Consider the following 25,672-nt stretch of genomic DNA (forward strand, 5'->3'; position numbering starts at 1 on the left):
CGGTGAGCCGGGTGAAGGACAGGCTGCCGGGCGTGGAGGTGTTTTGCAGTAAAACGATGCCGTCCACGCTGCGGGCGGCGGCGACGATGTCGGTCAGGCCGTCCTTGTCGAAATCGATGAGGGCCACCCCCCAGACATCGCCGCCGGCGGGGAAGGAGACCGGCGTGCCGAAGGAGCCGTCGCCATTTCCCGGGAAAACGCTGACCTGATCGGCGCCGGCGTAGCCGACGGCGGCATCGAGCAGCCCGTCCTTGTCGAAGTCCGCGCTGACGATGTCCCGCGGGTCGGCGCCCGCGGAGCTCTGGCTGATGCCGGAATTGACGAACGAACTGTCGAAGGCCCCCAGGTCCGGCGCGAGCGAAAGCGAGTCCGCGCTGGCGAAGCTGTCGTTGTCGCCGTCTTCGGTGGTGAAGCCTGGATCGACGATGTCGAAGTCCTGCGTGTAGGGCGCGGCCATGGTGTTGCCCGCGCGGTCGGCGACGCTCGCCGCGATCGTCAGTCGATGGGTCCCCGCAGTCAGGATGCGACCGCCGAAGCTGAAGACATAACGATGGTCGTCCTCGATGGAGTCCAGCACGAGGGGGACCGCCACGTCATCAGCATTGCCCGGAATGCCATCGATGCCCGGGGCGTGCAGGCTTGCTGCCGCGGTCAGGGTGGCGGGATTGATTTCCTCGGAAAAGCGGATCCACAAGCGGTTGTAGATGGCATCCAGCGTGAAGGGCGACGCCGGTTCATAGCGCTCCAGGGTGAAGCTGCCGGGGAAGGCACCGGAGTAGCTGGAGCTGGTGCCGTGGTTGGTCGAGGAAACGTAACTTTCGGAGCCTGGTTGCACCGTCACCTTCACTGCCCCGCGCTCGCCGGGGAGCAGGAGGCCGGCATGGACGGCGGCGCGGGCGATCGAGGAATCGTCGGTGTAGAGACCGGTGCCCTTGAGCGTGCCGGAGGTCGATCCCACGACGGTGTAGAGGTGTTCGCTGCCGTTGTTTCCACGCTGGGCGGTCATGTCGGCCGGGGCCGCGGTGGTGCCGTCGAAAAGGTAGCCGGTGAAGGGGATCAGGTCGCCGGTGGCAACCGCCGGCGCGGTGGTATCGCCCACCACGGCTTCGACGAACCACGTGCCCCGCAGCCCTTGGCTGGAGTAGCGGGCGAGATCACCGCCGCCGCCTTCGCGGGCGAGGGTGCCGGAAATGGTGCCGTCGACCCCGTTGCCGGAGCCGTCCGTGACGGCATCGCCCGAGCCTTCCTCGAACGAATACTCGGCGACCAAACCCGGCGTGCCCGGCGCCGGCGCGGTGCTCATGCCGGCCAGCAGCTCGGCCTCGGAGCGGGCGACGTTCCAAACACGGAATTCATCGATCGAGCCGGCGAAGCTGCCGGCGTAGCCGGTGCCGATGACGAAATCCCGCGTCCCGGCCACACCGGGGACGTAGGACGCATCCGTCTCGGCCGTCAGCCGGCCATTGAAATACCAGCGGATCTTTTGCGGCGAGACGTCAAAGTCCCGGACCACGGCCACGTGGGCCCATTCGCCGACCCTGAGGGCGGCGGAGGAGTTCACCTGCTGGTAGTTCGAGCCGTTTCCGCCGTTCGTGCCATAGTAGTAGTTGATGTCCCCGCCGTTCTCGATGGTCATGGTGCCCTCGCCACCGTAGGCCTTTTCGAAGGGGTTCTGCCGCACGCCGAGCCGGTCCGGACGGATCCAGAACTCGATCGTTTGACTGCCGGCGATCTGGAGGGCCGACGGGCTGCCGAGATTGACGTGATCGCCATCGCCGGTGAAGCGCAGGTGCTGGCCGGCGGGGCCGGGGATCGCCACCTCCACCCGGTAGCGGCCGGCCGCGCTGACGGCGTGGCTCAGCGAGGCACCGGTCACCACGGTCTGGGCCGAGGCGTCGCCATCGCGCCACAGGGCGAGCTGCAGGCCGGAAAGGTCGAGCGTCGAGGTGGATGGGGCCTGGAGGGAGAAGTTGACGTTCGCCCCGCTGGCCAGCGTGCCGAGATCGATCCAGTCCGGGCTGCCATCGAGGATGCCCGCGGCGTTCAAGGTGAAGCTGCCGCCGGTGGCCGCGGCGGGATAGCTGTCGGCGGTCGCGGCCAGATCGTTGGCCTCCGTTTCCTGCTGGAAACCCCGGCTCAAGAGCACCTGGGCCTCGAAGGCCGAGGGGGCGCTGTTCGAGTAGAAGTTCAGCGAATAGACGCCGGGCGAGGTGATCGCGAAGTTCTGCAGCAGGGCCCGCCCGCGCGAGTCGCCGGTGACGGTGACAAGGTTCGACCCTCCGGCATCGGCCAGGCTGATGATCGGGGATGCGCCGGTTTGGCGCTCGGTTTCCACGCGGACCGTCAAGCGATCGCCCGACACGGCGTTGAAGACGCGCTGGATGCCGTTGGAGGAGCCGGTGGCGATGTAGTTGCCGGAGAAATCGTCGACGAAGAGTCCGCTGCTGGCGGGCGACTCGACAAATTCAAGGAAGGTCTGCGCTTGCAACCGGCCGAGGATCGGTAGCAAACAGAGACCGATGAATGCCTTCGGGACTTGGGCTCTCATGATCGGTGGGAAGCGAAAGAAGTTGACTTTAGGCATACCTCGGCGGCTTTCGGTGTCCCAAGTGGAATCTGGAGAGCACCCCGTCCGCGGTGGCCGGTCCGAACCCAGCTCGCGGGCATTTTTCCGCCTTTTTCGGAACTGCCTGGGAATGGTCGCAATCCTCTCTCCGACCGGCATTTCCCGGGCTGCGGAGGCATACGAGAAATCACCCGCTTTGGTGGTGATTGATACGGGAATCTGCCCATCGGAATTCGCGCAAAAAGGCGCGCCTCTTCACGAGGCCTTTATTTTGGGAAAGCGAAATGAGTTGCAGGCTGAGGAAAAAGCCCCTCCCGCAGTCCTCATCGAGGACGTCACCGGGTCCCCCGCAGCGATGGGTGATACCAACGGCCACGGCACCCACCTGTGCGGCATCCTGTGGGACGAGCAGCTGGCCTGGGAGGAATCGCCGGCCCGTTCGCTGGTGATGCTGAAGGCGGGTAGCGACAAGCTGGCCGCTCCGGACCTGCTGAGGGCCATCGAGCGGATCCGCGACCTGAGGAAGCGAGGATTGCGGGTGAGGGTGGTGCTGTGTGCGTTCAACCTCTACCCGAAGGACTGCGAAGCGGGCGAGTTTCAGGCGGTCGCGGATGCGCTCAAGGGCTTGATGGACGAGGGGGTGTGGATCGTGGCGTCGGCCGGCAGCCGGGGCGAGGATCTCGACGGCCTGGACGGCGATGAGCGGAGCCTGCCGGCGAACCTCGATCACCCGAACTGCCTCGTGGTGGCCGCGACCAACGACCGCGGCCTGCTGGCCGCCCGTTCGAACTTCGGTGCCTCGACCGTGTGGCTGGCCGCCGCCGGGACCCGCATCGAGTCCCTGTGGCCCCACGGCGAACGGAAGGAGCTGAGCGGCAGCTCTCAGGCGGCCGCAGTGGTGGCGGCCCGGCTTTTTCATGAGGCCACCGCGCATCCGGATGAAGATCTGGAGGCGATCAAAACGCGGGTCGAAGAGGCCGCGGACCGGCACCCCAGCCTGCTCCAGACCACCGCATCCGGCCGTTTCCTGAAACGCGCGGCGGAGAAGACCGGGGAATAGACCCGCGGAGGGAAAGACGATTGGGGTGATGGGTCGCTGGAAGATCAAGGGCTCCTCCCGGCGTATCCGCTGGGATGAACCGCGCCTTCTTCTTCGCCACGGCCGGCTGGGCCTTGTCCGGCGCGGTGGCCTTGTCCCAGCAAACGCCTTTCGGCATCGGCTCGTGCCACGTCAACGGCCGCGCGGTCGAGGACTACCAGCGCTGGGTTCCCCCGATCGAGGAGATCGGCATCCGCTACCACCGCAGCCTCATGAGCACGTGGGGCGCGGTCGAGCCGGAGCGGGGGAGGTGGAGCTGGGAAAACGTTGATGCCCAGTGGGAATACCTGCACGACCGCGGGTTCGCGACCGGCGCGCTGTTGCTCGGCAGCCCGGCGTGGAACGACCAGGTGCCGGGCGGCCACCTGCCCTCCCGCGACCTCGACGGCTGGTCGGAGTATGTCTACCGGCTGGTCGATCATTTCCGCGGCCGCATCACGAACTACGAGGTCTGGAACGAGCCGCCGAACTTCACCGGCCCCGACCAGACAGCGGAGGACTACGCCAGGGTGGTGGTCGCCGCCTACGACGCCGCGAAAAAGGCCGACCCGGACTGTCGCGTCGGCCTCACCGCCAAGTCGGCGCACCTGTCCTACCTGCGGCAGGTGATCCTCGCCGGGGCGAAGGACCATTTCGACTGGATCTCGCTTCATCCCTACGAGGTGCTCGACGGGATCGTGGCGGACACCGGCATGGAGCCGGTGTTTCTCAACCTCGTCCCGAGCCTGCGCAAGATGCTGGCCGAGGTGGACCCGGCGAAAAAGGACGTGCCCGTGATGTTCACCGAACTCGGCGTCGATGCCGGCCACCATGGTGACCGCGCCCAGGCGGACGCCCTGGTGAAGGCCTATGTCCTGGCCATCACCGGCGGCGTCGCAAATGTCCAGTGGTTCGAGGGCCGCGATGGCGACAGCGGGCCGATGGGACTGCTCGATGCCGAGGGCAAGCCGCGCCCGGCATTTCATGCTTACCGCCGCATGATCGAGGTGCTGGGCCAGGACCCGAAGCCCCGCGGCTGGATGCCGGTGGGAAAACGATCGCTCGGCTTCGGGTTCGACACCGAAAACGGCAGCGTGCTCGTCGCCTGGACGCCCCGCAAGACCACCGAGCAGCTGGAACTCCCGGGCAGGGATCTCGATTTCCTGAACGCCACCACCGGCCGGTCCGGCAAGGGCACGAGCTGGACCTTCGATGCCACTCCGGTTTTCGTCCGCGGGCTGCCCGACGAATCCTTTGCCGGAGCCACCCCGGTCTCGAAGTCGCTGCCGCCGTGGCCCGGCGATCCCGGAAACTACGATGACTCCCGTAGCGTGATGATCGACGTCACCCTCGATCCCCCCGAGCGCGGGCTGCACAGCCGGGCAGGCAGCGAGGTTTCGGCGGCCATCGTTGCCTATGGCGGATCGGCCCGGGCCGGTGACGCACCCGGCGGGAACCTGTTCATGGTGGACCCGTCGTTTCTCTCCTACGACCGAGTGCCGCTGAAAATCACGGCCGTGGTCCGCCGCAAGGATCCGTCGGTGAATGCCGGCTTCAAGCTGGTTTACGAGTCGCCCGGAGGCTTCAAGACCGCCGGCGACTGGAAGACCATCCCGGAACAGGACGAGTGGCACACCATCGAATGGCGCCTCGATGACCCGTGCTTCGTCAACTACTGGGGCTACAACTTCCGCCTCGAGTCCGACGGCCCGACCTACAGCCAGTATCTGCTGAAAAGCCTGACCGTGGAGAAGACCGAGTAGCGGGCCACGCGCCCTGCCATGCTCCGCCACCCCTGGCGATCGTTTGATGAGACCCGTCGCTTCGAGTTTCCCATCGGAGCGCTGGCTTCAGCCGGCGCGTTTGATCTCATCGCCAGCTTCCACCCGCCGGATTGGCCTTCGTTCAGGCGGTATCTCCACTCCTTCAAGCCTTCCACCCACGAGCACCGGCAGTTGAATTGCTTCACGCTGGCGGATCGGAAGAGCATCTTCGGAAAGCTTGCGGAGCGCTCGACGAGCTCTTCGGACCGAAGTGCTTCCGCCTGCCTCGCATCGTTCTCGGCGGAGGCTGGGTGCCGTTTCTTTCGCTCGATGAACCGGACGACCCGCTTGATCGCCATCCTGGCAGCGTCGATGTGGACATCGTGCTGGACCATCGCGAGCTTGAAGAAGCGGGCTACGAAACGACCTCGAAGCGGCTTGAGGAGGCGGGATGAGGGAATTGGCAAGGCAAGGAAGGGGGCCGGCCTAGGCTTCGCAGCTGACTGGCTGGCCTCGCCGCCGTGGGATCCGGGCGGCTTCGGACGAGGAGTTTGCATCCCCAAGAATGGAGGAATCCCTCCGCATCATTGCGTGGATTGAAATCGGCGGAGGTTTTCTCCGATCGAGGATCGGGTGGCGACGACTCATCACGCGAGTTCCGACCCGGACCTTACCCGCCACGCCCTCCAACCATGAGATTTTTTCTGGCCGCGCTTTCGCTCTCCCTGCCCGCTTCCGCCCTCGTCAGCATTGGTTTCGACTCGTCGGATGACCTGAGCACGAACTTCAACGTGGCGGGCGGCACGGCCGGCACCTCGACGATCGTTTCGGGGGCGGGTTTCGATGGCTCGGGCGGGGTGGTCAACGCCACGGCGACGCGGACCCATGCTTTCACCCTTTCGCAGAGCTTCGCCGGAGACTTGAGCTCGTGGAGCACCCACGTCCTGTGGAATCCGGGAAGCTCGAACGCCTCCCAGTTCATCATCGGTGTGGCGGAGTCGCCGGACGTGTTCATGACCGGGGCCGTGCCTGCGGCGGCCCAGGATGCCGTGTCGAACAGCCAGCTGATGGGCACCATCTACTCGCTTTTCGCCGCTGGCGGAAATGCCGGCATCAACGTGCAGTCCACCGAGCAGGACGGCGGTCTCATCAATCATGACGAGACCTCGGGAACCCTGGGCCTGAACACCTGGTATCAGGTCGGGCTCGACGTGAGTTTCAACGGGGGCATCAGCTACACCGCCACGGCGACGATCTCGTCGGTCGACGGGGCGGGCAATCCCGTGGCACCGCTGATCTCGGCGAGCTCGACTTTCGACCACGCCACGCTGGCCGCGGATAGCGAGGTCTATCCCTTCTTCGGGGTGACCGACACGGGCGGAACGCTCGATCGGTTTGAAACCACCGCGATCGTTCCCGAGCCCCACCTGCTCCTGCTTTCCAGTCTTTCCGTTGGCTTGCTGCTGGCGCGCCGGCGGAGATTTCGCTGAGCTTTGATGAAACGTGTGTGTTGGAGAGCCGGCGGGACATTCCCGCTGGCTCTTTGCGGGTCATGGAGGCCATTTTCCGGTCCGATCCGGGCAGGGAGCCCCACTGGGATCGATGGAGGGAGGACGGGTTTGCCGCCGGTGGGTGGAGAGCCTGGGAGGCGTCCGACCGGAATTCCGTCCGATTCTTTTTTTTGACGTACGGGCCGGGCTTTGTCACTTCGCCGCGTCGCGCCGGGCTGCCTTGGCGGCTTGGCGCGATGGACTTCCGGAAATCCGATTCCCTGAGAACGAACGACCCATGTTGACCTCAGCCCTTTTCCCGTGCGGTTCGCTGGTGACGAAGCTCGCCCCTGCGCTCGCCCTGTTTCTCTCCAAGCCCGCCGAACCTCAGGCTCCCTCCACGCTGCCGGCTCCGGTTCGGGAAGCGGCCGGGAAAGACGGCACTTTCGGCATCAGCCCGCAGCTGCTGGAGGCGGTGCGGGTGGCCAAGCACAACGCGGAACCGCACGCGACCCGCTATTGCTGGCGCTATGTGAAGCGCGCGTTGTTGGCGGCGGATGCGGTCGACAGCTACCCGGATGGCGTTTCCGCAAAATATGCCGGCGCGGTGCTGGTCAATGACTTCGGCTTCATCCTGCTGGACGACATCACCGATCCCGAGGAGGCCCCGGTGGGCTCGGTGCTGGTGTATGGCGGGGCGGGTCACGGCCACATCGAGATTCGGACCGAGGACGGCTACGTGAGCGATTTCAAGACTCCGAACCACTCGAAGCGGCCGCTGATCGGCGTTTACGTGAAGTTCGGCCAAGCGCAGGCCAACCCGGCCGCGATCGAGGATCCCGATCAGGCGATCGACTCGGACTGGTTCCGCCTCCGCGAATGGATCGGTGGCAAGATGGACCCCGTGCTGATGAAGCTCCAGCCCATCGTCGAGAAGGCGATCGCGCGGTCGAGCCGGGGCTGAGCCCGTCTCCCCGCGGGCCGGGTGTTTTTTCAGGGCAGCTGGTAGCGGAGCATGAGGCCGGTGGAGAGGCCGGTGGGAGCGACCCGGTAAACGGTCGGCCCGGCCTGGGCCCGGAACTCGGTGGCGAGGTCGAGGCGGAGGTAGGCGCCGATGGAGACATCCTCGCTGATCCGGTAGGCCATGTCGCCTTGGGCGAAGACGCCGGGGCGGAACTTGGTGCCGGAGTCGCTTTCGTTCCAGCGGGCCAGAGTCGCGGTGCTGGCGGAAGTGGTGGCGTTGAGCTGCTCGCCCTGGCGGGCCTGCCAGTGGTAGACGTTGAGGATCACGCCGGCTTGAACGCTGTAGTCGAAGGGACCCTGGCGGCGGCTGAGCGTGGGACCGAGGGTCAGGGAGAAGACGTCGATGTCGATCGCGGAACTCACCCGGTTGGTGACGAGCGCCGATTCGGAGTTGATCAGCGTTTCGGTGCTGATGCGGTGGGACGGCAGGTTGTGAATCAGCGGTCCCGGGCCGCCGTAGCTGCCGGCATAAGGGGCGAGCGGCGGAATCACGCCGTTCAGGTCGTAGGCATCCGTGAAGTCGATCCGGTAGTCATCCCGGGTCTGGGTCACGGCGAAGTTCGAAAAGGTGGTGGACTGATCGACCTGCGTGAAATCGAAGCCGGCGCTCAGACCGAGACGGAAGCCGCCGATTTCCCTCGGGCTGACGCCATCGAGCTGCAGGTGCGGAGCGATCCCGCGCAGGCTGTCGCGGCGGGAGGGACCGAAGGCCGGGGCGGTGCGGAGGTCGCTGCGGATGCTCCGGGCGCCGGTGGCGGAAAAGACCAGCTGGTCGCCTTGGATTTGACCGGGATGGTCATAGCCCCAGTTCCAGGTGGAGCCGTCAGCGGCAGTGCCGGCGTCCTGCCGCACATAGCCGTCGTCATAGGTGCGGTCCGAGCTGTCGGTGAGGTCGCCGATGGGAGGCACGCTGAGGACGTCCGAGCCGACCAGGGAGGGTAGCGGAAAGGCGGAGCTGCGAGAGCCGGAGTGGATTTCCAGCGAGCCGACGTGGCGGTAGGAAGGGCCGGCGGAGATCGACCACTGCCAATTTCCCCCCGTGGTTTCAGGAACGAGGATCTCGCCGCCAAAGGCGGGCAGGATGGATAGGCTGGCGAGGAACAGATGGGGCTTCATGAACGAGCGGTGAGAGGGCGGCCGTCCGTCGGCCTGGCTTCAGGGAGTGCATGGGCCGGGGCCTTCCCGAAACCAAGAGGCGACCAGTAAGGAGGGGCATGCGCGGTGGGGCCAGCAAGATCGTGTCCGCGCTCATTCATGCCATGAGATTCCGGCCTGGGCCCGGCGCGCCGGGTGCCTTCCCTCAATCGGATCCCGCCTCCGACAGCAGGTCGAGATCGCCCAGCGTCCAGGTCTTCGGCCGGACGATTTTGATGCGCTCGTCCTCGAAATCCACCGGCAGCCAGAGGTAGCGGCCGTCGATGGGATCCTTGGGCCGCCAGACATCGAACATGGCGATGAATTGCCCGGGCTTTCCATGGATGGGCAGGATGAAGGTGCTCTGGCCGCCCCAGGTTTTTTCCGGGCCCATGCCGCCGGCCCCGTTCGGTCCGGTGCAGGGGTTGCCGAGCGCCTTCCACGGGCCTTCCATCGAGTCGGCGACGAAGGAGCGGGCCTCGTTCGGGTCCCAGCCGGTGCAGCCGGAAGTGATCAGCCAGTATCTGCCGTCGTGCTTGCAGATCGCCGGTGCCTCATTGTGGCCGCCGGGGAAGATACGCCAGAACTTGCCGGTGAAATCGAGATAGTCGTCGGTGAGCAGCGAGATGTTGAGGGTGTAGTTCTCCTCGGCCGAGGAGATGAGATAGGCCTTCTGGTCGTCATCGACGAAGACGGTCATGTCGCGCGACATCTGGCCGCGCCGGCGGTCGCGCTTGAGGTAGTCGATCCACCGGTCGTCGGTTTTCCTGCGGGCGTAGTTCTGCGGCCACTCGCCGTGGTTCGGGCGGTGGCTTTCGATGAAACGATAAGGTCCGGTGATCGATCTGGAGGTGGCCACGGCGCAGCGGGCGGTACCGTAGCCCGCGCCGCGGTGCTCGAGGTGAAACCACATCACGAAGGTCTTGGTGCGGGCGTTGTGGATGACCTTCGGACGTTCGATGATGCAGCCCTTGGTGATCTCGCTGCCGCGCCGTTCATCGACGGCCAGCGCGGTGCCCTCGTTCTTCCAGTGGTAGAGATCGCCCACTTGCGCGGAATTGCCGCCGCGGAGCTCGATTGTCCGCGGGAAGCGCCGGTCCGGCCTCGAAGTATCTCGCGTGGGAAAAGCGCTCAACCACCCGGCCCGGCGGTCGATGCCCGCCGCCCCCCCAACGAGTTGCTTCGCGTCCCTGAAAGCCGTTTTTCGAAAAGTGAGGCTCGGGGCGGCGGGCATTGACCGCCGGGCTGGGCGAGGGAAGCAGGGTTGGGGGGAGAGGCGGTTCGAGTTCCTTGCAGCTCGGTTTTTCACGGGAAGCGCCGGTCCGGCCTCGAAGTATCTCGGGTGGGAAAAGCGCTCAACCCCCCAGCCCGGCGGTCGATGCCCGCCGCCCCCTGCGAGTTGCATCGCGTCTCTGGAAGCCGTTTTTCGAAAAGTGAGGCTCGGGGCGGCGGGCATTGACCGCCGGGCAGGGGGGCGGAAGCGGGGTTGGGGGGGAGTCGGTTCGCGTTCCTTGCAGCTCGATTTTTCACGGGAAGCGCCGGTCCGGCCTCGAAGTATCTCGGGTGGGAAAAGCGCTCAACCAACCAGCCCGGCGGTCGATGCCCGCCGGCCCCCTTTTCAACCCTTCGACCACACGTTACCCTCGCGGTGGAAACGATGGGTCGAGGCGATCTCATACTGCGCTTCGTTGAAGCAGTATCGGGTGATCGTCACTTCGTCCTCGCCGGTTTCAATGCCGTGGAAGCCCATCGGCTCGCCCTTGGTGCGGCGGGAGCACGCCGTCGAGACGTGCGACAGCACCACGTTGCCCTCGCCAATCGGCAGCGGCATCACATCGATATACGAGCGATGGAAATGCCCGGCCAGCAGCAGGTCGATCTTGGCGGTGGCCATCGAGGCGAGCAGCAGGCCGTTCTTTCGCAGCAGCTTCCGCGTTTGGCCGGATTCGCCGCGCAGCGGGTGGTGGATCATCACCGCCCGCAGGCCTCCATGCGAGGTGAACTTGAACGGCAACGCCGCGCACTGGGCCACGCTGACCGCGCCGTGCGACCAGTCGAAGGTCGGCCAAACGCCCCAGGCGCGGGCGGTGTTGAGGCCGGCCACCTCGAGCCCGCCAAAGCTGGCGTGCGGCTCCATGTCGTCGGCAATGAAGCGCTTGTAGCGGCGAAATGGATGGAAGATCCGATCGAGCGGATGGTTGGCGGCCGGGATGTCGTGGTTGCCAGGGATGGAGAGCACCGGGACGGTGATTTGTTCCAGGAAATCCCGGGCGGCGCGCCACTCGAACCGGCGGGCGCGCATGGTGTAGTCGCCGCAGCAGAGCACCGCGGTCGGGCGGGTGCGGGCGATCGTTTCGAGCAGGGCATCGACGGCGGCGGGCACTTCGGCGCCGAAGTGGAGGTCGGAAATCTGGATGAAGAAGGCCAAGGTGAAAGATCAGTCGTTCGAAGCGGACGGGCAGAGCACCCGCAGCGCGCGCGGCTTCAGATCGAGATGGAGCGGCAGGGAAATGTCGAGGATTTCGCCATCGATCGAGGCCGGCAGGCGGTCGCGCTGTTGCGAGGTAAGCGTGAGCTTCGTGGCGTGCAGCTGTTCAAGCTCGGGCTCCTGTTTCATGAGTCCGAACACGTAGGCCGCCATGCCGCGGGCGAGCGCGCCGACGGTTTTGTGCTTCGAGACGTAGATGCCGATCTTTCCCGCATCCATGTGCGTGCGCGTCGGGATGACCGAGAGGACGTCCTCGTATTCGCCGGGCACGAAGGCGGCGAAGCGGGTGACGCGGTGAATCGCCCCGTGCTCCGGCGACTCGAACTTCAGCAGCAGCGGCGGCGTGCGGTAAAAGGCCTCGCGCAGGTCGCGCAGGATACGGGCGGACTTCACCCACCACGCGCGACCGTGGAATTCCTCCTGCCGGCGGGCCATGGTCGGATAAAAGCCGAGCATCAGGTTGCACAACGCGGTGCGGCCGTTGGCGGCGAGGACGTCGATGGCGCGCGGCTCGGCCGTGGCCAGTGCGCGGGCGGCGTCGAAAGGATCGAGCGGCACGCCCAGGTCGCGGGCGGCCAGGTTGAAGGTGCCGCAGGGAAGGATGCCCATCGGCACCTCGGCGCCGAGCAACCGGCTGGCGGCGTGGGAGACGGTGCCGTCCCCGCCGCCGACGATCAACGCGTCGGGCCGGGTGGAAACGGCCTGGTCGAGCGTGGCGTCGAGCTCGCTCGCCACCGCCGCGCGGATCCGGGCCTCGACCCCGCCTTCGGCGAAAGCGGCGACCAGATCGTCCGGCAGGCCGTCATGCCAGAGGTCCTTGAGCGTCCCGGACTCGCGGTTGAGGACGACTTCGAAACGGCGGACAGGAGGCGGCGCGGACACTAGCAGAAAGTGGGGCGGGCGGCGGATTTCGCAACCGGAGGTTGCCGGCGCGCGGGGGTTGACGGATCTTGAGCGGGTGGAACGGCAGATCGACGGCTTCATCCTCTACCTCGCGACCGAGCGCGGGCTGTCGGATGCCTACCAGCTCTCCGTCCGCCAGACGCTCGACGCGCTGACGGCGTGGATGGAGCGCAAGCGCCTGCCGCTGGAGGACATCGGCACCGACGAGCTGTCCGCCTTCCTCGGCCAGCGCAAGGCGGACGGGTTGGCGGCCTCTTCGCTGCGGATCACCTCGGTGCATCTGAAGGTCTTCTTCCGCTGGCTCGCGGCGACCGGGAAACTGCCGATGGATCCCGCCGAGCCCTTGATTTCCCCGAGGCCCGAGCAGCATCTGCCGGAAACGATGAACCGGGTGGTGGTCGAGCGGCTGCTGGAATCCATCGATCCCGCGGGAACGCTCGGCCGCCGCGACCGAGCGATCCTCGAACTTTTCTACTCCTCCGGCCTGCGGCTCAGCGAGCTGTGCCAACTACGGCTGGAGCAGTACGATGCCGGGGAAAGTTTCCTGCGTGTCACCGGCAAGGGCAACAAGACCCGCGTCGTCCCGGTAGGCGGCAAGGCGCGGGAGGCTCTGGAGGCTTATCTTTCCACCGCCCGCAAGGAGCTGGTGAAGCGCCGGACCGGCTCGGAGGTGTTCCTCAGCGTGCGCGGCGGGCCGCTGTCGCCGGACCGAGTGCGGCAGATCGTGAAACAACGGGCCGCAGCGGCGGGGATCGACCTCAAGGTCTATCCGCACCTGTTGCGGCATTCGTTCGCCACCCACCTGCTGGAAGGCGGCGCGGACCTGCGGGTGATCCAGGAGCTCCTCGGGCACGCCGACATTTCCACGACCCAGATCTACACGCATGTGGACGGCGCGCGGCTGAAATCGGTGCACAAGCGGTTTCACCCGCGGGGCTAGCAGCGCCGAAGCTGGAGCGCCGAAACGGGAGCGCCGATTATGAAATCGGCCTGCCTCGCCTTTCGGGCCTGAAGATTTCTCGATAAGCAGCCCGGCAGCGATCTACTCCGAACATGCCCGCCCGCAGAACAGGCGATGCCGATTTCATAATCGGCGCTCCTACTTCTTCTCCGATCCGTAGGGCTTGATCTCCACCGGCTTGGCGTCCTTTTCCGGCTCGGGCTTCTTGGTGACCGGCTCCGGGCTGCCGGTATCGCCGGCACCGCCCTCGACCGGCGGCTTTTCCTCGCGGATGCGAACGGCTTGGTAGAGCAGGTTGTAATTGTGCTGCACCGCCGAGGGAAAGGCCACGCGGCCGGCCTCGACGATCTTTTCCCGCAGCAGCTTCGAGGAAAGGTCGGCGACCAGATCGGTCCCGATTTTCACCGCGCCGCCGACTCCGCTCACCTCGGCCCCGGCGGTGGCGGTGCTGCGGATCAGGTCGCTGGAAATCGTGCGACCCTGCACGGCGAGGGTGGAGCGGGCGTTGGCCACGGTGCCATCCTTGTGAAACGTGATTTCAAGCACCGCGTGGTCGTCGTTGGCCAGCCAGCCGCGGCGGTGATCAATGCGCACGGAAACAAAAATGCCACCGTCGGGCGTGGGGCTGATCTCCGGCTTGTAGGTCCGGTAATTGGCGCCCGACAGGGAGTAGGACACCGTGTTTTCGGCCCATCCGCCGAGGCTTTCGCCGAAGGATCCGATGTCGATATCGACCTCCGCCCGCGCGATGCTGGCGATGGCGAAGAGGGTGAGAAGGATGGCTTTCATGGCGGGAGGCGCTCGGTTGCCGCAGATGATACGGGTTTTCGGGAAAATGTATTCAGCGGATTTCCCGCAACCGGGTGGCGGGTTGCCAGCCGGGTTTCGTCCCGTTAGCGTCGCCGGGTGAGCCGCCCTGTGGATGTTTTGATCGATTTCCTCAAGTCCGAGGAGACCCGCGGTGTTTCGAGCGTTTATCTCGACGAGGAAGCGCGCGAGGCCCTGCGGGAGCTTCATCGCAGGAAAAAACAAGGCCCTGCGCCCGCAGCGGCCGCTTCCGTGAACCTCGACGAGCCGGATGAAACGCCCGCTGTGGCGCAAAAGCCGGCCCCGGCGGCGGTGGTGGTGGCCCCCGAGGCGGGATCGCCCGCGGAGCGGATCGCCGCGCTCAAGGCCCAGGCCGCCGGCTGGCCCGCGGCGAGGGCGCTCGGGTCCCTGCGGGAGACGATGGTCTTTTCCGTGGGCAATCCCGAGGCCGAGCTGATGCTGGTCGGCGAGGCCCCCGGCTACCAGGAGGAGCGCGAGCAGGAGCCCTTCGTGGGACCCGCCGGCCAGAAGCTCAACGAGATCCTCAGGGCCATGGGCCTCTCGCGCGAGGCGGTCTATATTTCGAACATCGTCAAGTTCCGCCCCGCGATGGAGCGGCAGACGACCAACAACCGCAAGCCGACCGCCGACGAGATGGCCGCCTGCCTGCCTTTCGTGAAAGAGGAGGTGAGGATCGTCCGGCCGAAATGCATCGTCGCCCTCGGCGCGACCGCCGCCGAGGGGCTGCTCGGCCTGACCGGTGCCGTGGCGAAAATGCGCGAGCAGTGGCACGAATTCGACGGCATCCCGACCCGCGTCAGCTACCACCCGGCCTACCTTCTCCACGGCACCGCCGCCCTTCGAGACAAGCGCAAGATCTGGGAGGACATGCTGGCGGTCATGGAAAAACTCGGCCTGCCCGTGTCCGACAAGCAGCGCGGGTTTTTCCTGCCGAAGTGAGCGGATTCCGCGGCGGAAACGTCACGGTTTCATGACGGGATGTCCTACAGCCTTCGGCGTCGATCCTGCTTAGGACCTTCCCATGCAGCGCACGCTTCAGGAAACGATCGGATATTTTTCCTCACCCACGGAAGCCGAGGCCGCGACCGGTCGCCTCGAAGAGCTCGCCAACGTCAAGCTCGCCTCCCGCGGCTTCGAGGTGCCGGAACTGGCCGGCGATTCGCCGCTGCTCACCCTCGGTCGCTCGCTGCTGGCGAACTTCGAGGAGAAACTCCGCATCTTCGGCGAACCGCTGTGCCCGGTCGATCAGGCCATTCACGATTTCCTGAAACGCTATCTTGCCGGGAACCTCGACGGCTGGTTCGAGGAAAATGAGCCGCTCGTTCCCGGTTCCGCGCTGACCCTCGAGCGCCACGGACTCGCCCGCGTGTTCTCGGTGCCGGCCGATGCCGATCAGCTCGAGTCCGACATCCTGTCCTCGTACCGCGTCCACCAGGGCGTCTGCCACAACCCCGCCAAGGACCGCCGCACGACCGAGGGCGTCTTCCACGTGGTCGAGGACGGCCTGCCGATTCCCGCCGACAAGAAAGGCGTGCCGCGCCGCGCCTTCGCCGGCCTGCTCAAGGCCGCGCTCAACCCGCCCGACGAATACCTGCGCCTGCCCTACACCGCGACCCGTGAGGAGCAGGCGCGCGCCCACACCTTCGTCAGCCTGCTGCTGCGGCCGATCGTCTGCCCGGAGGTCGCCGGCGTGGTCCGCCAGCGCACCATGGAGATCCGCTTTTTCGCCCCCGGCGCGCTGGTCAGCAACCTCGACTTCGTCGAAAGCATCTTCGGCAATGCCGGCGATCCGTCCCTGCCGGAAAACGACGCCCGCCTCGATGCCGGCGGCTGGACCGGCCACACCGGCTGCGTGATCCTCGCCCCGCATCTGGTCACGCTGAAAAAGAAGGACCTCGGCCTGCCGCACGTCTTCGAAGCCAGCGAGCGCCAGAAGGCCGACGGCATGTGCTGGGAAAGCGAGGACGAGCTCTACAACGACGGCAGGGCCTTCAAGATCGCCTGCCGCGACGCCTCCGGCACCTGCGTCACGCTCATCGCCGACAGCTACTACGGTTACTGTAAAAAGGAGGTCAAAACCCAGATCAGCTTCGCCGCGAACCTCTTCGGCCTGTGCGAGGAGGAGCACGCCGGCGGGGCCCTGGCCTTCCCGTCCTTCGACCACGGCGAGGATTTCTCCGTCGAGCAGCTCGGCTCGCTGGTCAACCACACCTGGCAGGAGGTCGTGCAGCGCAACGGTGGCCGCATGGAAGTCATGCCGGAGGGCTACGGCATCGACAAGGTCTGGCGGGACATCATCTACCTGCCGGAAACCGCGCAGCTCGACCTGCGCGCGCAGCGCATCAGCTGGACGCGGGACGATGGGCGGCCCGCCGAGCGGAAAATGCACGCCGGGGAAACCTACGTCATGCCCTCCGGCTACAAGGTCGAGATGAACCAGAGCGTCAAAGGCCAGCGCTGGCGGCTCGTCGGCACCCAGGCCGAGGGCACCTTCTGCCACAAGCCCTGCACCGTGTCCGGCGGCGGCAAGTCGGAAATCTCCAAGTCGCTCGCCGACGCCATGCTCACCGGCCCAGTCAACGTCCCGAACTTCGACGAGGCGCTGCTGCGGGTGCAGGAGATCCTCGACATGGGGCAGGAGTTTTTCACCGCCCGCTTCCACACCCCGCGCCAGCCGCAGCACCCGAGCCGGCCGATCCTCGATCCCACCCGCTCCTTCGGCTCGGTGGTGCGGATGATGACCCCGGGCCACCTTTTCACCGGCTCCTACAATCGCTGGCTCGAATCCATCCCCAAGCCGGTGCGCGACCTCCTGCTCATCCTCAAGCGCCGCTACCGGCCGGAGTGGGGCGATGACTGGAAGTCGCGCTTCAGCGTCGACATGATCGATGGCCAGCCCGGCATGCAGTTGAAGTTCCGCAACCAGAAGCTCTACACGCGCTACCTGCGGGTCGGCTTTTCCGAGGGCGGCGCCTGGCGGATCTTCGGCCTGCGCAAGGACTTCGCGCCCGCCGTGAAGCTGCAGCGCGAGGACGACATCACCGCCTCGGTGGTGGTGGCCGCGGAAAGGCTGACCGGGCTTCACCCGAAACTGACCGAGCCGGGCTACAAGTTCGTGGCCAACTGCGAGTACCGGCTTTTCCAGCGCCCGGACGATGCGGTGATCCGCGGCTACGACCGCAACACCGAGGCGGACTTCGCCAAAAAGGGGATGTTCTTTTCCAACTACGAGCCGCTGCCGCGCGCCGAGGCGAAGGAGATGCTCGATGACGCCATCCGCTTCGGCCAGTTCACCGTGCCGGCGCAGGACATGATCCGCGAGGTGGCCGCCGGGGAGGCACCGGACTGGTTCGTGTGCACGGCCAATCCGCGGATCGTCGATGGCAGGCCGACCAAGAACCCGCGCTACCTGCAGAACCGGCCCGACCTCGATCATCCGAGAAAAGAGTATCTCGGAGAGCTCGGCGCGCGGCTCTACCGCCGGCTCGAGCCCGAGCAGCCGGTGCTCAATCCCGCGCACTCCGTCCTCACCGGCCGCCGCAACAACCCGGCCGATCCGGAGGCGGGAATCCGGCCGCTGGCGGTGTTCGGGCCGCTCCACTACCAGGAGCTGCCGGAGCTGTTCATGGACTTCACCGCCAGCCTCACCGGCAAGTCGCCTTCCACCACCGGCGCGGGCTCCGAAGGCGCGCTGACCAAGGGCCCGTTCAATTGCCTGCTGCCGATCCACGACCTCAACAACGCGCTCATCTCGATGCTGCTGACCCGCGGCCACGGCTTCAGCAGTGCGGCCGGCCACATCGGGCGGAAATACCGCGTCGACCACGACATCAGCCTGGTCGTGCCGGAGGTGTGGAGCCGCATGCACGTTCACGAGCGCGAGCCGGAGTGGCTCATCGAGCACGGCTGCCTCGAGCAGGTCCGGGATTTCCAGTACGAAGGGCGTAGTATTCCCGGCAGCCGGCTCGGCTGGCGGATCACCGGTGAATTCGTCTCGCGCTTCTTCGGCCGGGTGCTGAACAACCCCGCGGCCGTGTTCCCGGTCGACATGCTGCGGCCCGAGCTGCAGAGCCTCGCCGAGTTCGCCGACGGCATCGAGCACATCGCCGAGGCCCACCAGCGGGTGGCGGCGAACTATTTCAAGGACGGCTCGATCGAGCTCGCGATCCCGCCGCTCAAGGCGCTGCTCACGATCATGGCGGAAGGCACTTGGGAGGGGAAAACCGCGAACGATCCGGCGGTGCGGGGCTTGTTTTCACGCGAGGCGATGATCGGGAGCGACTGGTATCTCGCCCGTCTCCAGGCGCGGGCCACGGTGGCCAACCAGCTGTGGCGACGGCACGTCTCCGACCTCTCCGATTTCCTCACCCGCCGCAGCCGGCTGCAGGCCGCCGAGCGCGAGGCGATGGAAGCGAAGCTCGATCACGCCAAGGCGCAGCTCGCCGACCTCGAAAGCTCCGGCGCCCGGCGCTACATGGGCTCGCTGGGGCTGGATCCGGCGCTGGTGTGATCAGTTCCGGTTGAACGACATCAGGATCCGCAGCACGTACCAAAGCAGCAGCGCGATGCTGGCGAAGAGCGACAGCGCGGCGGCGACGTGCTGGCCGGGTTGGTAGCGGTGGAGGATGTTGCTGGTGTCGTAAAGCACCGCGCCGCCGGCGAAGACGACCATGGCCACCGAGAACCACATGCCGAGCGAGATCGGCAGGAAGAAGGAGGCGGCGATCAGTCCCAGCGCGATGAAGCCGCCGATTTTGAGAATGCCGCCGAGGAAACTGAAGTCCTTGCGGGTGGTGAAAGCAACCGTGGTCAGTCCGAGCACCAGCGCACCGGTCAGCACCGCAGCCTGACCGAGAATCGCCGGACCGCCGGTGATCGCGATGGCCAGCGCCATGATGGGCAGGAAAATCACGGCCTCGGCCACGACGTAGAGTCCCAGACCGAGATACTGCATCGCCGGGCTGGCCCCGCTGTAGGCGAGGCGGCTGGCCAGCCAGCCGACGACCATGAAGCCACCCAGCACCATCAGCCAGGTGAAGCGACCGGAACTCACCAGCTGCAGCGCGGCCGTTCCAAGTCCGCTCTGGAGCAGCACCGCCTCGAGCAAGGCGAACGCGCCGAGCGCCATGGCGAGGTGCCAGTAGGTCTTGCGCACGAAGTCGGCACGGGTCTCGGCCGGCTGCTGCGAGACCGAGCCGACCTGATAGGGATTGAAGGTTTCCATGGGGGACATGTCGCCCGAACTCCACCCCGCGACAAGGCGGAAAGCCCTCGCTCGTCCAGCTTCAGCTGGCGTAGGCTTCGCGATAGCGCAGGACCGGATCGCCGGGGGCGTGGGGGTGGCAGATGCGCTCGATCATTTCGTCCCACTCGTCGTGGCCCTCGAGGATGTCGACCTCGATGCGCAGGAACCAGATCGGCACGGCGGGATCGGTCGGCCGCGGGAAACGAACGGCGTCCTTTTCGGTGGTGACGATCATTTCCATGTCGCGCTCCACGCAGCGGGTCATGAAGGCATCGATTTCCTTGCGGGTGAAACGGTAGTGGTCGGGGAAGTGGCGGCGGATTTCGACGTGGGCGCCGAGTTTTTCCAGGCTGCGCTCGAAGCTCTCGGGCACGGCGATTCCCGAAATGGCGGCCACCCATTTGTCCTGCAGATAGGGCAGTTCCTCGCGCTTGCCGGTGAAGAGCTCCTCGAGGTAGCGCGGGCCGTGGGTGCACTGGATGATGGGCGCGTGGCGGTTGTGGCGGCGGATCTCCTCGATCAGCGAGTCGTTCGGGGTGCCGTCGCACTTGGTGAGCAGGATGTAGGAGGCGCGGATCAGGTTGGCCGGCGGCTCGCGCAGGGTGCCTCGCGGCAAAAGATGGCCGGTGCCGTAGGGCGCGGTGCGGTCGATGAGGACGATGTCGTTGCCGTGGGCGAGCCGGAGGTATTGCAGGCCGTCGTCGAGCACCAGGGTATCGGCGCCGAGGTGCTTGACGGCGAAGCGGCCGCCCTTGACGCGGTCCTTGTCCACCACGACCGAGACGCCATCGAGATTGCGAGCCAGCATGAACGGTTCGTCGCCGGCGTACTTGGAATCGAGCAGCAGCGCGCCGCCATCCGATACGACCTTGGGCATGTCCTCCTCATCGATCGGCACACCCGCGGCGTCCTTCCATTTCTGGGCTTCCTTCAGCTTCCGGCTTTTGTAGCCGCGGGAAAGAATGGCCACCTTCCGGCCGCGCTCGCGCAGGGTCCTGGCGAGCATTTCCGTGACCGGCGTCTTGCCGGTGCCGCCGACGGTGATGTTGCCGATCGAGATGACCTGCGTTCCGAGGTGGGCCTGCTGTTTCCAGCGCCTGCGGAAGATCATCAGGCGCGTGGCGACCGCCCCCCGCATCAGCAGGGAAAGGGCGGTCATCGCCAGCCGGGTCATTCCCGCACGGAAACCCCGGGCGCGGCCGAAGATGACGTCGGCGCCCCAGCGTTCGAGCTCGGCGAGGAATTCCTTCATGGATCCGGTGGCGCTGATTCACCGCCATCGGGCGGGGAGCGCCAAGGAAAGAAAACGGACGCGCCGGCGGGGAAAGCCCCGGTTCCGCCATCCCGGGTGGCCCGCCAGCGGCCGGGGCGTCGGAACCGGTGGCAGTTTGAGGAGGGGCATGAGTCGTGGCGAACACGACGAAATCGCGCGGGAAAGCATTCGTGGAGTTGGCTTGCGTCGTTCTCCTGCGAGGCGTCTGTCGTTTCCGTCACATTCTCCTCGAATCCTGGGAACCGGTAGCCATTCTTGGCTGCAACAAACTGTAACCCGGAGCGGTTTCCGACTATAGCTCATGACCTCCCGTTTCTTGAAAATCTTCGCGCTCCTGATGGCGGGGTGCTGGGCCGGCCTTCCGATGGTCCACGCCGGGGTATTCTACCGTTATTACCGTTTTTCCACGGAGCGGGTCCGCACCGGCTTCAACAATTCCGTCCAGCTCGGCGATTTCCATTTTTACACGGAAACGGGTGAGGTGGCGGAGTTCCCGTGGATCACCAATCCGGGAGGCGACAATCCTGACGGCGAGGGGCCCTACAACCTGGTCGACGACGACCCCTCGACCAAGTGGCTCGATTTTAACCGCGCCCCCTTGGTCTTCGACTTCTTCGAGCCCGTCGAGATCGACCACTACGGCTTCACCACGGCCAACGATGCCACCGGCCGCGATCCGGTGCGCTGGACCTTCGAGGGCAGCAACAACGGCAGCAACTGGACCTTGCTCGATGACCGCGGCGGCGAGAACCAGGACGTGTCGACCGCCCGTTATTTCACCCACCAGTGGGAGTTCAACGCCCTGCCGGACAAGCCCGAGGTGGAGTTCTCCGTTTCCGGAGGTGGCGCGGTCTCCGACAAGGCGGTCAATGTCCCTTCCAACGGAACCGCGACGCTGACCTGGGACGTGACCGGCGCCACCCACGTCGAGGTCACCCGCGGCATTGTGATCATCGCCTCCTCGGACTCGGGCGCGCTCGAGGTGTCGCCGGCCGGAACCACGAACTACTCGGTCACGGCGGAAAACGCGGCGGGGACGACCACCAGGCAGCTGACGGTCTACGTGGGGCAGCCGGTGGAAGACGTGGTGATCCATGAATTCGTCGCCGATGCCACCGAGGATGGCGGCGTGCTGGATGAAGACAGGGAACCCTCCGACTGGATCGAGCTTCACAACCCGAATCCCTTCGCGGTGCCGCTGGAGGGCTATGGCCTGACCGATGACGAGACGCTGGCGACCGTCTGGCTGTTTCCTGCCGGTAGCACCATCGATCCGGACGAGTATCTCGTGGTCTTTGCCTCGGGAAAAAACCGCGCGGTCGCCGGCGCGGAGTATCACACGGACTTCCAGCTCTCGAAGTCCGGCGAATACCTGGCGCTGACCGATTCGGAAGGCGGCGTGGTGCAGGCTTTCGAGCCGGCGTTTCCCGAAATGTTCGAGGATGTGTCCTACGGGGTGGTGCCGCCGGAGAACGGAGGAGGTCTGGACTACTTCACGATCCCGACGCCCGGGGCGGCCAACGACACCTTGCCGGGAGCCCCCGGAGCCTTGGTGGAATTCATCACGCCGCCGGGAACCTTCACGACTTCGACCCAGGTCGAGCTGGCCACCGCGGCACCTCTGGCGGAAATCCGCTACACGACCGATGGGCAGAATCCCGACGCGGGATCGACGCTCTACACCGGTCCGATCCCGATCACGGCGACGACCATGGTGAAAGCCCGGACCTTCGAGGCCGGCCACGCCCCCGGCGAGGTGGCGGCGGAGACGTTCGTCCAGTTGGATGGCTCGCTGGGCAGCTTCAGTTCCGACCTCCCCGTGGTGGTGGTGGAGAATTTCAACGCGGGGGCCGTGCCCTCGGACCAGACGCTGCAGCCCGCGCAGCTGTCCTTGTTCGAACCGGATCCGGTGACCGGCCGAACCTCGCTGGACTCGCTGCCGACCGATTCCCACCGCTGCGGCATCAAGCGCCGCGGGTCATCCACCCTCAACAATCCCAAGGGCAACTACCGGGTCGAGTTCTGGCAGGACGGCAGCGAGGAGGAAAAGAAGGTGCGGCTTCTCGGCCTCTCCGAGCACGACGAATGGGTGCTCTATGCGCCCTACTACTATGATCGCTCCCTGATCCGGAACGCCTTCCTCTTCGGGCTCAGCAACGACATCGGCGATTGGGCTCCGCGCACCCGGTTCTGCGAGGTTTACCTGAACACCGACGGCGGACCGGTCACCGCGGGCGACTACCAGGGCGTCTATGTCCTGATGGAAAGGATCAGCCGCGACGGCGACCGGGTCGACATCGATCGCCTCGCAGCGTCCGACAATGCCGCGCCGGAAGTCACCGGCGGCTACATCCTCAGCATCGACCGCCCGGACCCGGAGGACCAGGGTTTCCGCAGCGCGCTCGGTCACCCCTTCGATCCCCCGAACGCGAATCCCCAGCCGTTTTTCAATCACGTCTATCCGAAAGAGCAGAACATCACCCCCGAGCAGTCGAGTTACATCAGGGGATATATCGATGACATGGAGGCGGCGCTTTACGGATCGAACTTCACCGACCCGGAAACCGGCTATCGTGCCTGGCTGGACACCGCGCCCACGATCGACCACCACCTGATGGTGACCTTCAGCAAGGATCCGGACGGGCTGCGGCTGAGCACCTATCTTTACAAGCCCCGGCTGGGAAAACTCGCCTTCGGTCCGCTGTGGGACTTCGATCGCTCGATGGGCCCCGATGGCGACGATCGGGCGGAATCGCCGCAAGGATGGGATCCGAAACCCGAGCGGGCGGAGTTTTTCGGATACGATTACTGGGGCCGGCTCTTCGAGGATCCGGACTTCATGCAGGAATGGATCGACCGCTGGCAGGAACTTCGCCGCGGTCCGTTCGCCGATGCGGCCATGCAGGCTCGAGTCGACCAGATGGCCGCGGAGCTGGAGGAATCGCAGGTTCGCAATGCCCAGCGGTGGCCGAACGTGGCTCCGAATGGCGGCGATCTGACGACGCTCGGCGGCTACGACGGGGAGATCGACCACCTGAAAAACTGGATGTTCCAGCGTGCGGCGTGGATTGACTCGCAGTTCGTGGCGCCGCCGGTGATTTCCCCCGGCGGCCAGGTCGCGGCTGGGACCGTCGTCACGGCCCAGCCGGTCGGTGGCACGCTCTGGTACACGCTGGATGGCAGCGATCCACGCCTTCCAGGCGGTGCGGTGAACCCGGCGGCGGTTTCGATCGATGGTGGCGCGGTTGAAACGGTGCTGTTCGATGAGGCCAGCGGCCAGGTGGAGGTCCTGCGGCCGACCTCCGGCTCGCCCGGCACGACCGCTTGGACGGTCCCCGGCTTCGATGCCACGGGCTGGATCACCGGCAACTTCGGCGTCGGCTACGAAACCGGATCCGGTTACCAATCGTATCTTTCCACGATCGTTCACAACGGCTCCGGCGGGGCGCCGACCAGCGTCTATGTGCGGGTGCCGTTCGAGGTTTCGCTGCCCGGCTCCGGCTATGACTCGCTGACCCTGCGGGTGCGCTACGACGATGGTTTCGTGGCCTACCTCAACGGAACCCGCGTGCTGACGGTGAACGCGCCGGCCTCGCTGGGCTGGAACAGCGCCGCGCCGGACACCCATTCCGACTCGCAGGCGGTGAACCTGATCGACTTCGACCTGTCGGCCTATTCCAACCTGCTGGTGGACGGACCAAACCTGCTCGCCATCCACGCGCTGAACGACGGCACGGCCAACAGCACCAACACCGGCAGCAGCAGCTCGGACATGCTGCTCTCCGCGGAAATGACGGCCACCTACACGGCGACCGGCTCCGGCGATCTGGTGATCGACGACACCACCCGCGTGATCGCGCGCTCGCTCTTCGAGGGTCAGTGGAGCGGACCGGTGAACGCCACTTATGTCGTCGGCAAGCCCGCCACGGCGGCGAACCTCGTCGTTTCCGAAATCATGTATCATCCGACCAATCCGACTCCGGAGGAAGAGTCGGCCGGATATCTCGACGACGGCGATTTCGAGTTCCTCGAGCTGCAGAACATCTCCAACGATACCATCGACCTGTCCGGCGTGGTGATCAGTGACTGCTTCGACTTCGACTTCACGGGCGCCGAGATCACGCTGCTGCCGCCGGGCGGCTGCGTGCTCGTCGTCCGCAACCGGACCGCGGCCGAGCTGCGGTATGGCAGCGGCCTGCCGATCGCCGGAGCCTGGGGCGACCCGAATGCCGCCGACGGCGGCTCGAATCTCTCCAACGGCGGCGAACGCATCATCGTCACCGCCGCCGATGGCTCGCCGATTCGCGACTTCGAATACGATGACAAGGCGCCGTGGCCGGTCGAGCCGGATGGCGACGGTCCTTCGCTCGAGCTTATCTCGCCCTTCACCTCGCCGGACCACGCGGTCGCTACCAACTGGCGTTCCAGCGCAGATTCGAACGGCACGCCCGGCACCGGTCAGGGGGTGTTCGAAACGTGGGCGGCCTCCCATTTCAGCGAGACTCAGCTGGCGGACCCGGCGGTGTCCGGCCCGGCCGCGGACCCCGATGGCGATGGCCTGGTGAACTCGGTGGAGCTGGTCTTCGGCGGCGACCCGCTGATCGCTTCGCCGGGTCTCCTGCCGGCCGCGGCGCTGGAGGAAATCGAGGTCGGCGGAGAAACCGACGTCTACCTGACCCTCACCTTCACCCGCGATCCTTCGGTGCCGGGCTACAGCTCGCAGCCGCAGTTCAGCTCATCGCTCGGCGCGTGGTCGACGGGTGGTGTGCTGGTGGCCACCGGTGTGAATCCGGACGGAACGGAAACGGTGACCTACCGGGATCCCACGCCGGCCCCGGCCGGACGCCGCTTCGCGCGGGTGCTGGTGAGCGGCAGCCTCTGAAGGGCAGACATCGGGATGAAAAAATGCCGCGCGGGAAC

At 66.1% G+C, this 25,672-nt stretch carries 17 protein-coding genes; 9 read left to right on the plus strand and 8 right to left on the minus strand.

From position 1 onward, the window contains the following. The coding region (locus ABXH26_RS18550; protein WP_353568599.1) for a LamG-like jellyroll fold domain-containing protein at positions 1-2,548 on the minus strand (2,548 nt) is incomplete at its 3' end. A 148-nt stretch (positions 2,549-2,696) separates the two neighbouring features. Here ABXH26_RS18550 and ABXH26_RS18555 point away from each other — a divergent pair. The 5 genes from ABXH26_RS18555 (at position 2,697) to ABXH26_RS18575 (ending at position 7,861) form a co-directional block, all read left to right on the plus strand. Continuing rightward, positions 2,697-3,626: a S8 family serine peptidase gene (locus ABXH26_RS18555; protein ID WP_353568600.1), complete on the plus strand. Its 930-nt coding sequence runs from the start codon at positions 2,697-2,699 to the stop codon at positions 3,624-3,626. 74 nt (positions 3,627-3,700) lie between these two features. After that, on the plus strand, positions 3,701-5,407 hold the full coding sequence (locus tag ABXH26_RS18560; RefSeq protein ID WP_353568601.1) for a GH39 family glycosyl hydrolase: 1,707 nt from the start codon (positions 3,701-3,703) through the stop codon (positions 5,405-5,407). Between the two features lie 311 nt (positions 5,408-5,718). Further along, positions 5,719-5,862, plus strand: coding sequence for a hypothetical protein (locus tag ABXH26_RS18565; RefSeq protein ID WP_353568602.1), 144 nt, complete (start codon positions 5,719-5,721; stop codon positions 5,860-5,862). 237 nt (positions 5,863-6,099) lie between these two features. After that, a complete protein-coding gene (locus ABXH26_RS18570) occupies positions 6,100-6,897 on the plus strand; it encodes a hypothetical protein (protein WP_353568603.1) in 798 nt (265 codons plus the stop codon). Between the two features lie 298 nt (positions 6,898-7,195). After that, positions 7,196-7,861: a hypothetical protein gene (locus ABXH26_RS18575; RefSeq protein WP_353568604.1), complete on the plus strand. Its 666-nt coding sequence runs from the start codon at positions 7,196-7,198 to the stop codon at positions 7,859-7,861. Positions 7,862-7,890: 29 nt separating this feature from the next. Here ABXH26_RS18575 and ABXH26_RS18580 read toward each other — a convergent pair whose 3' ends face one another. The 4 genes from ABXH26_RS18580 to ABXH26_RS18595 form a co-directional block, all read right to left on the minus strand. After that, positions 7,891-9,036: a hypothetical protein gene (locus tag ABXH26_RS18580; RefSeq protein WP_353568605.1), complete on the minus strand. Its 1,146-nt coding sequence runs from the start codon at positions 9,034-9,036 to the stop codon at positions 7,891-7,893. A 184-nt stretch (positions 9,037-9,220) separates the two neighbouring features. Next, the gene (locus tag ABXH26_RS18585; RefSeq protein ID WP_353568606.1) at positions 9,221-10,102 is read right to left on the minus strand and encodes a glycoside hydrolase family 43 protein; all 882 of its coding nucleotides are present in this window, start codon (positions 10,100-10,102) and stop codon (positions 9,221-9,223) included. A 570-nt stretch (positions 10,103-10,672) separates the two neighbouring features. Then, a complete protein-coding gene (locus ABXH26_RS18590; protein ID WP_353568607.1) occupies positions 10,673-11,482 on the minus strand; it encodes a metallophosphoesterase family protein in 810 nt (269 codons plus the stop codon). A gap of 9 nt (positions 11,483-11,491) precedes the next feature. After that, positions 11,492-12,424: a diacylglycerol/lipid kinase family protein gene (locus tag ABXH26_RS18595; RefSeq protein ID WP_353568608.1), complete on the minus strand. Its 933-nt coding sequence runs from the start codon at positions 12,422-12,424 to the stop codon at positions 11,492-11,494. Between the two features lie 76 nt (positions 12,425-12,500). On the opposite strand from ABXH26_RS18595, the gene ABXH26_RS18600 reads away from it, so the two are divergent. Further along, positions 12,501-13,385 carry a tyrosine recombinase gene (locus ABXH26_RS18600; protein ID WP_353568609.1) on the plus strand — a complete coding sequence of 295 codons (885 nt, stop codon included), beginning with the start codon at positions 12,501-12,503 and terminating at the stop codon, positions 13,383-13,385. Between the two features lie 159 nt (positions 13,386-13,544). Here the strand turns inward: ABXH26_RS18600 and ABXH26_RS18605 are convergent, their stop codons facing one another. Then, on the minus strand, positions 13,545-14,195 hold the full coding sequence (locus ABXH26_RS18605) for a hypothetical protein (protein ID WP_353568610.1): 651 nt from the start codon (positions 14,193-14,195) through the stop codon (positions 13,545-13,547). Positions 14,196-14,312: 117 nt separating this feature from the next. Between ABXH26_RS18605 and ABXH26_RS18610 the strand changes: the two genes are divergently transcribed. Together ABXH26_RS18610 and ABXH26_RS18615 are read left to right on the plus strand one after the other, a co-directional pair. Beyond that, positions 14,313-15,173, plus strand: coding sequence for a uracil-DNA glycosylase (locus ABXH26_RS18610; protein ID WP_353568611.1), 861 nt, complete (start codon positions 14,313-14,315; stop codon positions 15,171-15,173). A gap of 82 nt (positions 15,174-15,255) precedes the next feature. Continuing rightward, complete coding sequence (locus ABXH26_RS18615; protein ID WP_353568612.1) at positions 15,256-18,744, plus strand: PPi-type phosphoenolpyruvate carboxykinase family protein; 3,489 nt, start codon at positions 15,256-15,258, stop codon at positions 18,742-18,744. Here ABXH26_RS18615 and ABXH26_RS18620 read toward each other — a convergent pair whose 3' ends face one another. After that, positions 18,745-19,467, minus strand: coding sequence for a Bax inhibitor-1/YccA family protein (locus ABXH26_RS18620; RefSeq protein ID WP_353568613.1), 723 nt, complete (start codon positions 19,465-19,467; stop codon positions 18,745-18,747). Between the two features lie 52 nt (positions 19,468-19,519). After that, a complete protein-coding gene (lpxK, locus tag ABXH26_RS18625; RefSeq protein ID WP_353568614.1) occupies positions 19,520-20,731 on the minus strand; it encodes a tetraacyldisaccharide 4'-kinase in 1,212 nt (403 codons plus the stop codon). 322 nt (positions 20,732-21,053) lie between these two features. On the opposite strand from lpxK, the gene ABXH26_RS18630 reads away from it, so the two are divergent. Continuing rightward, entirely contained in the window at positions 21,054-25,634 is a 4,581-nt protein-coding gene (locus ABXH26_RS18630) for a CotH kinase family protein (protein WP_353568615.1), read from the plus strand. Positions 25,635-25,672: the final 38 nt, after the last annotated feature.

Origin of the sequence: Haloferula sargassicola (assembly GCF_040362925.1) — a bacterium.
GTDB lineage: Bacteria > Verrucomicrobiota > Verrucomicrobiia > Verrucomicrobiales > Akkermansiaceae > Haloferula > Haloferula sargassicola.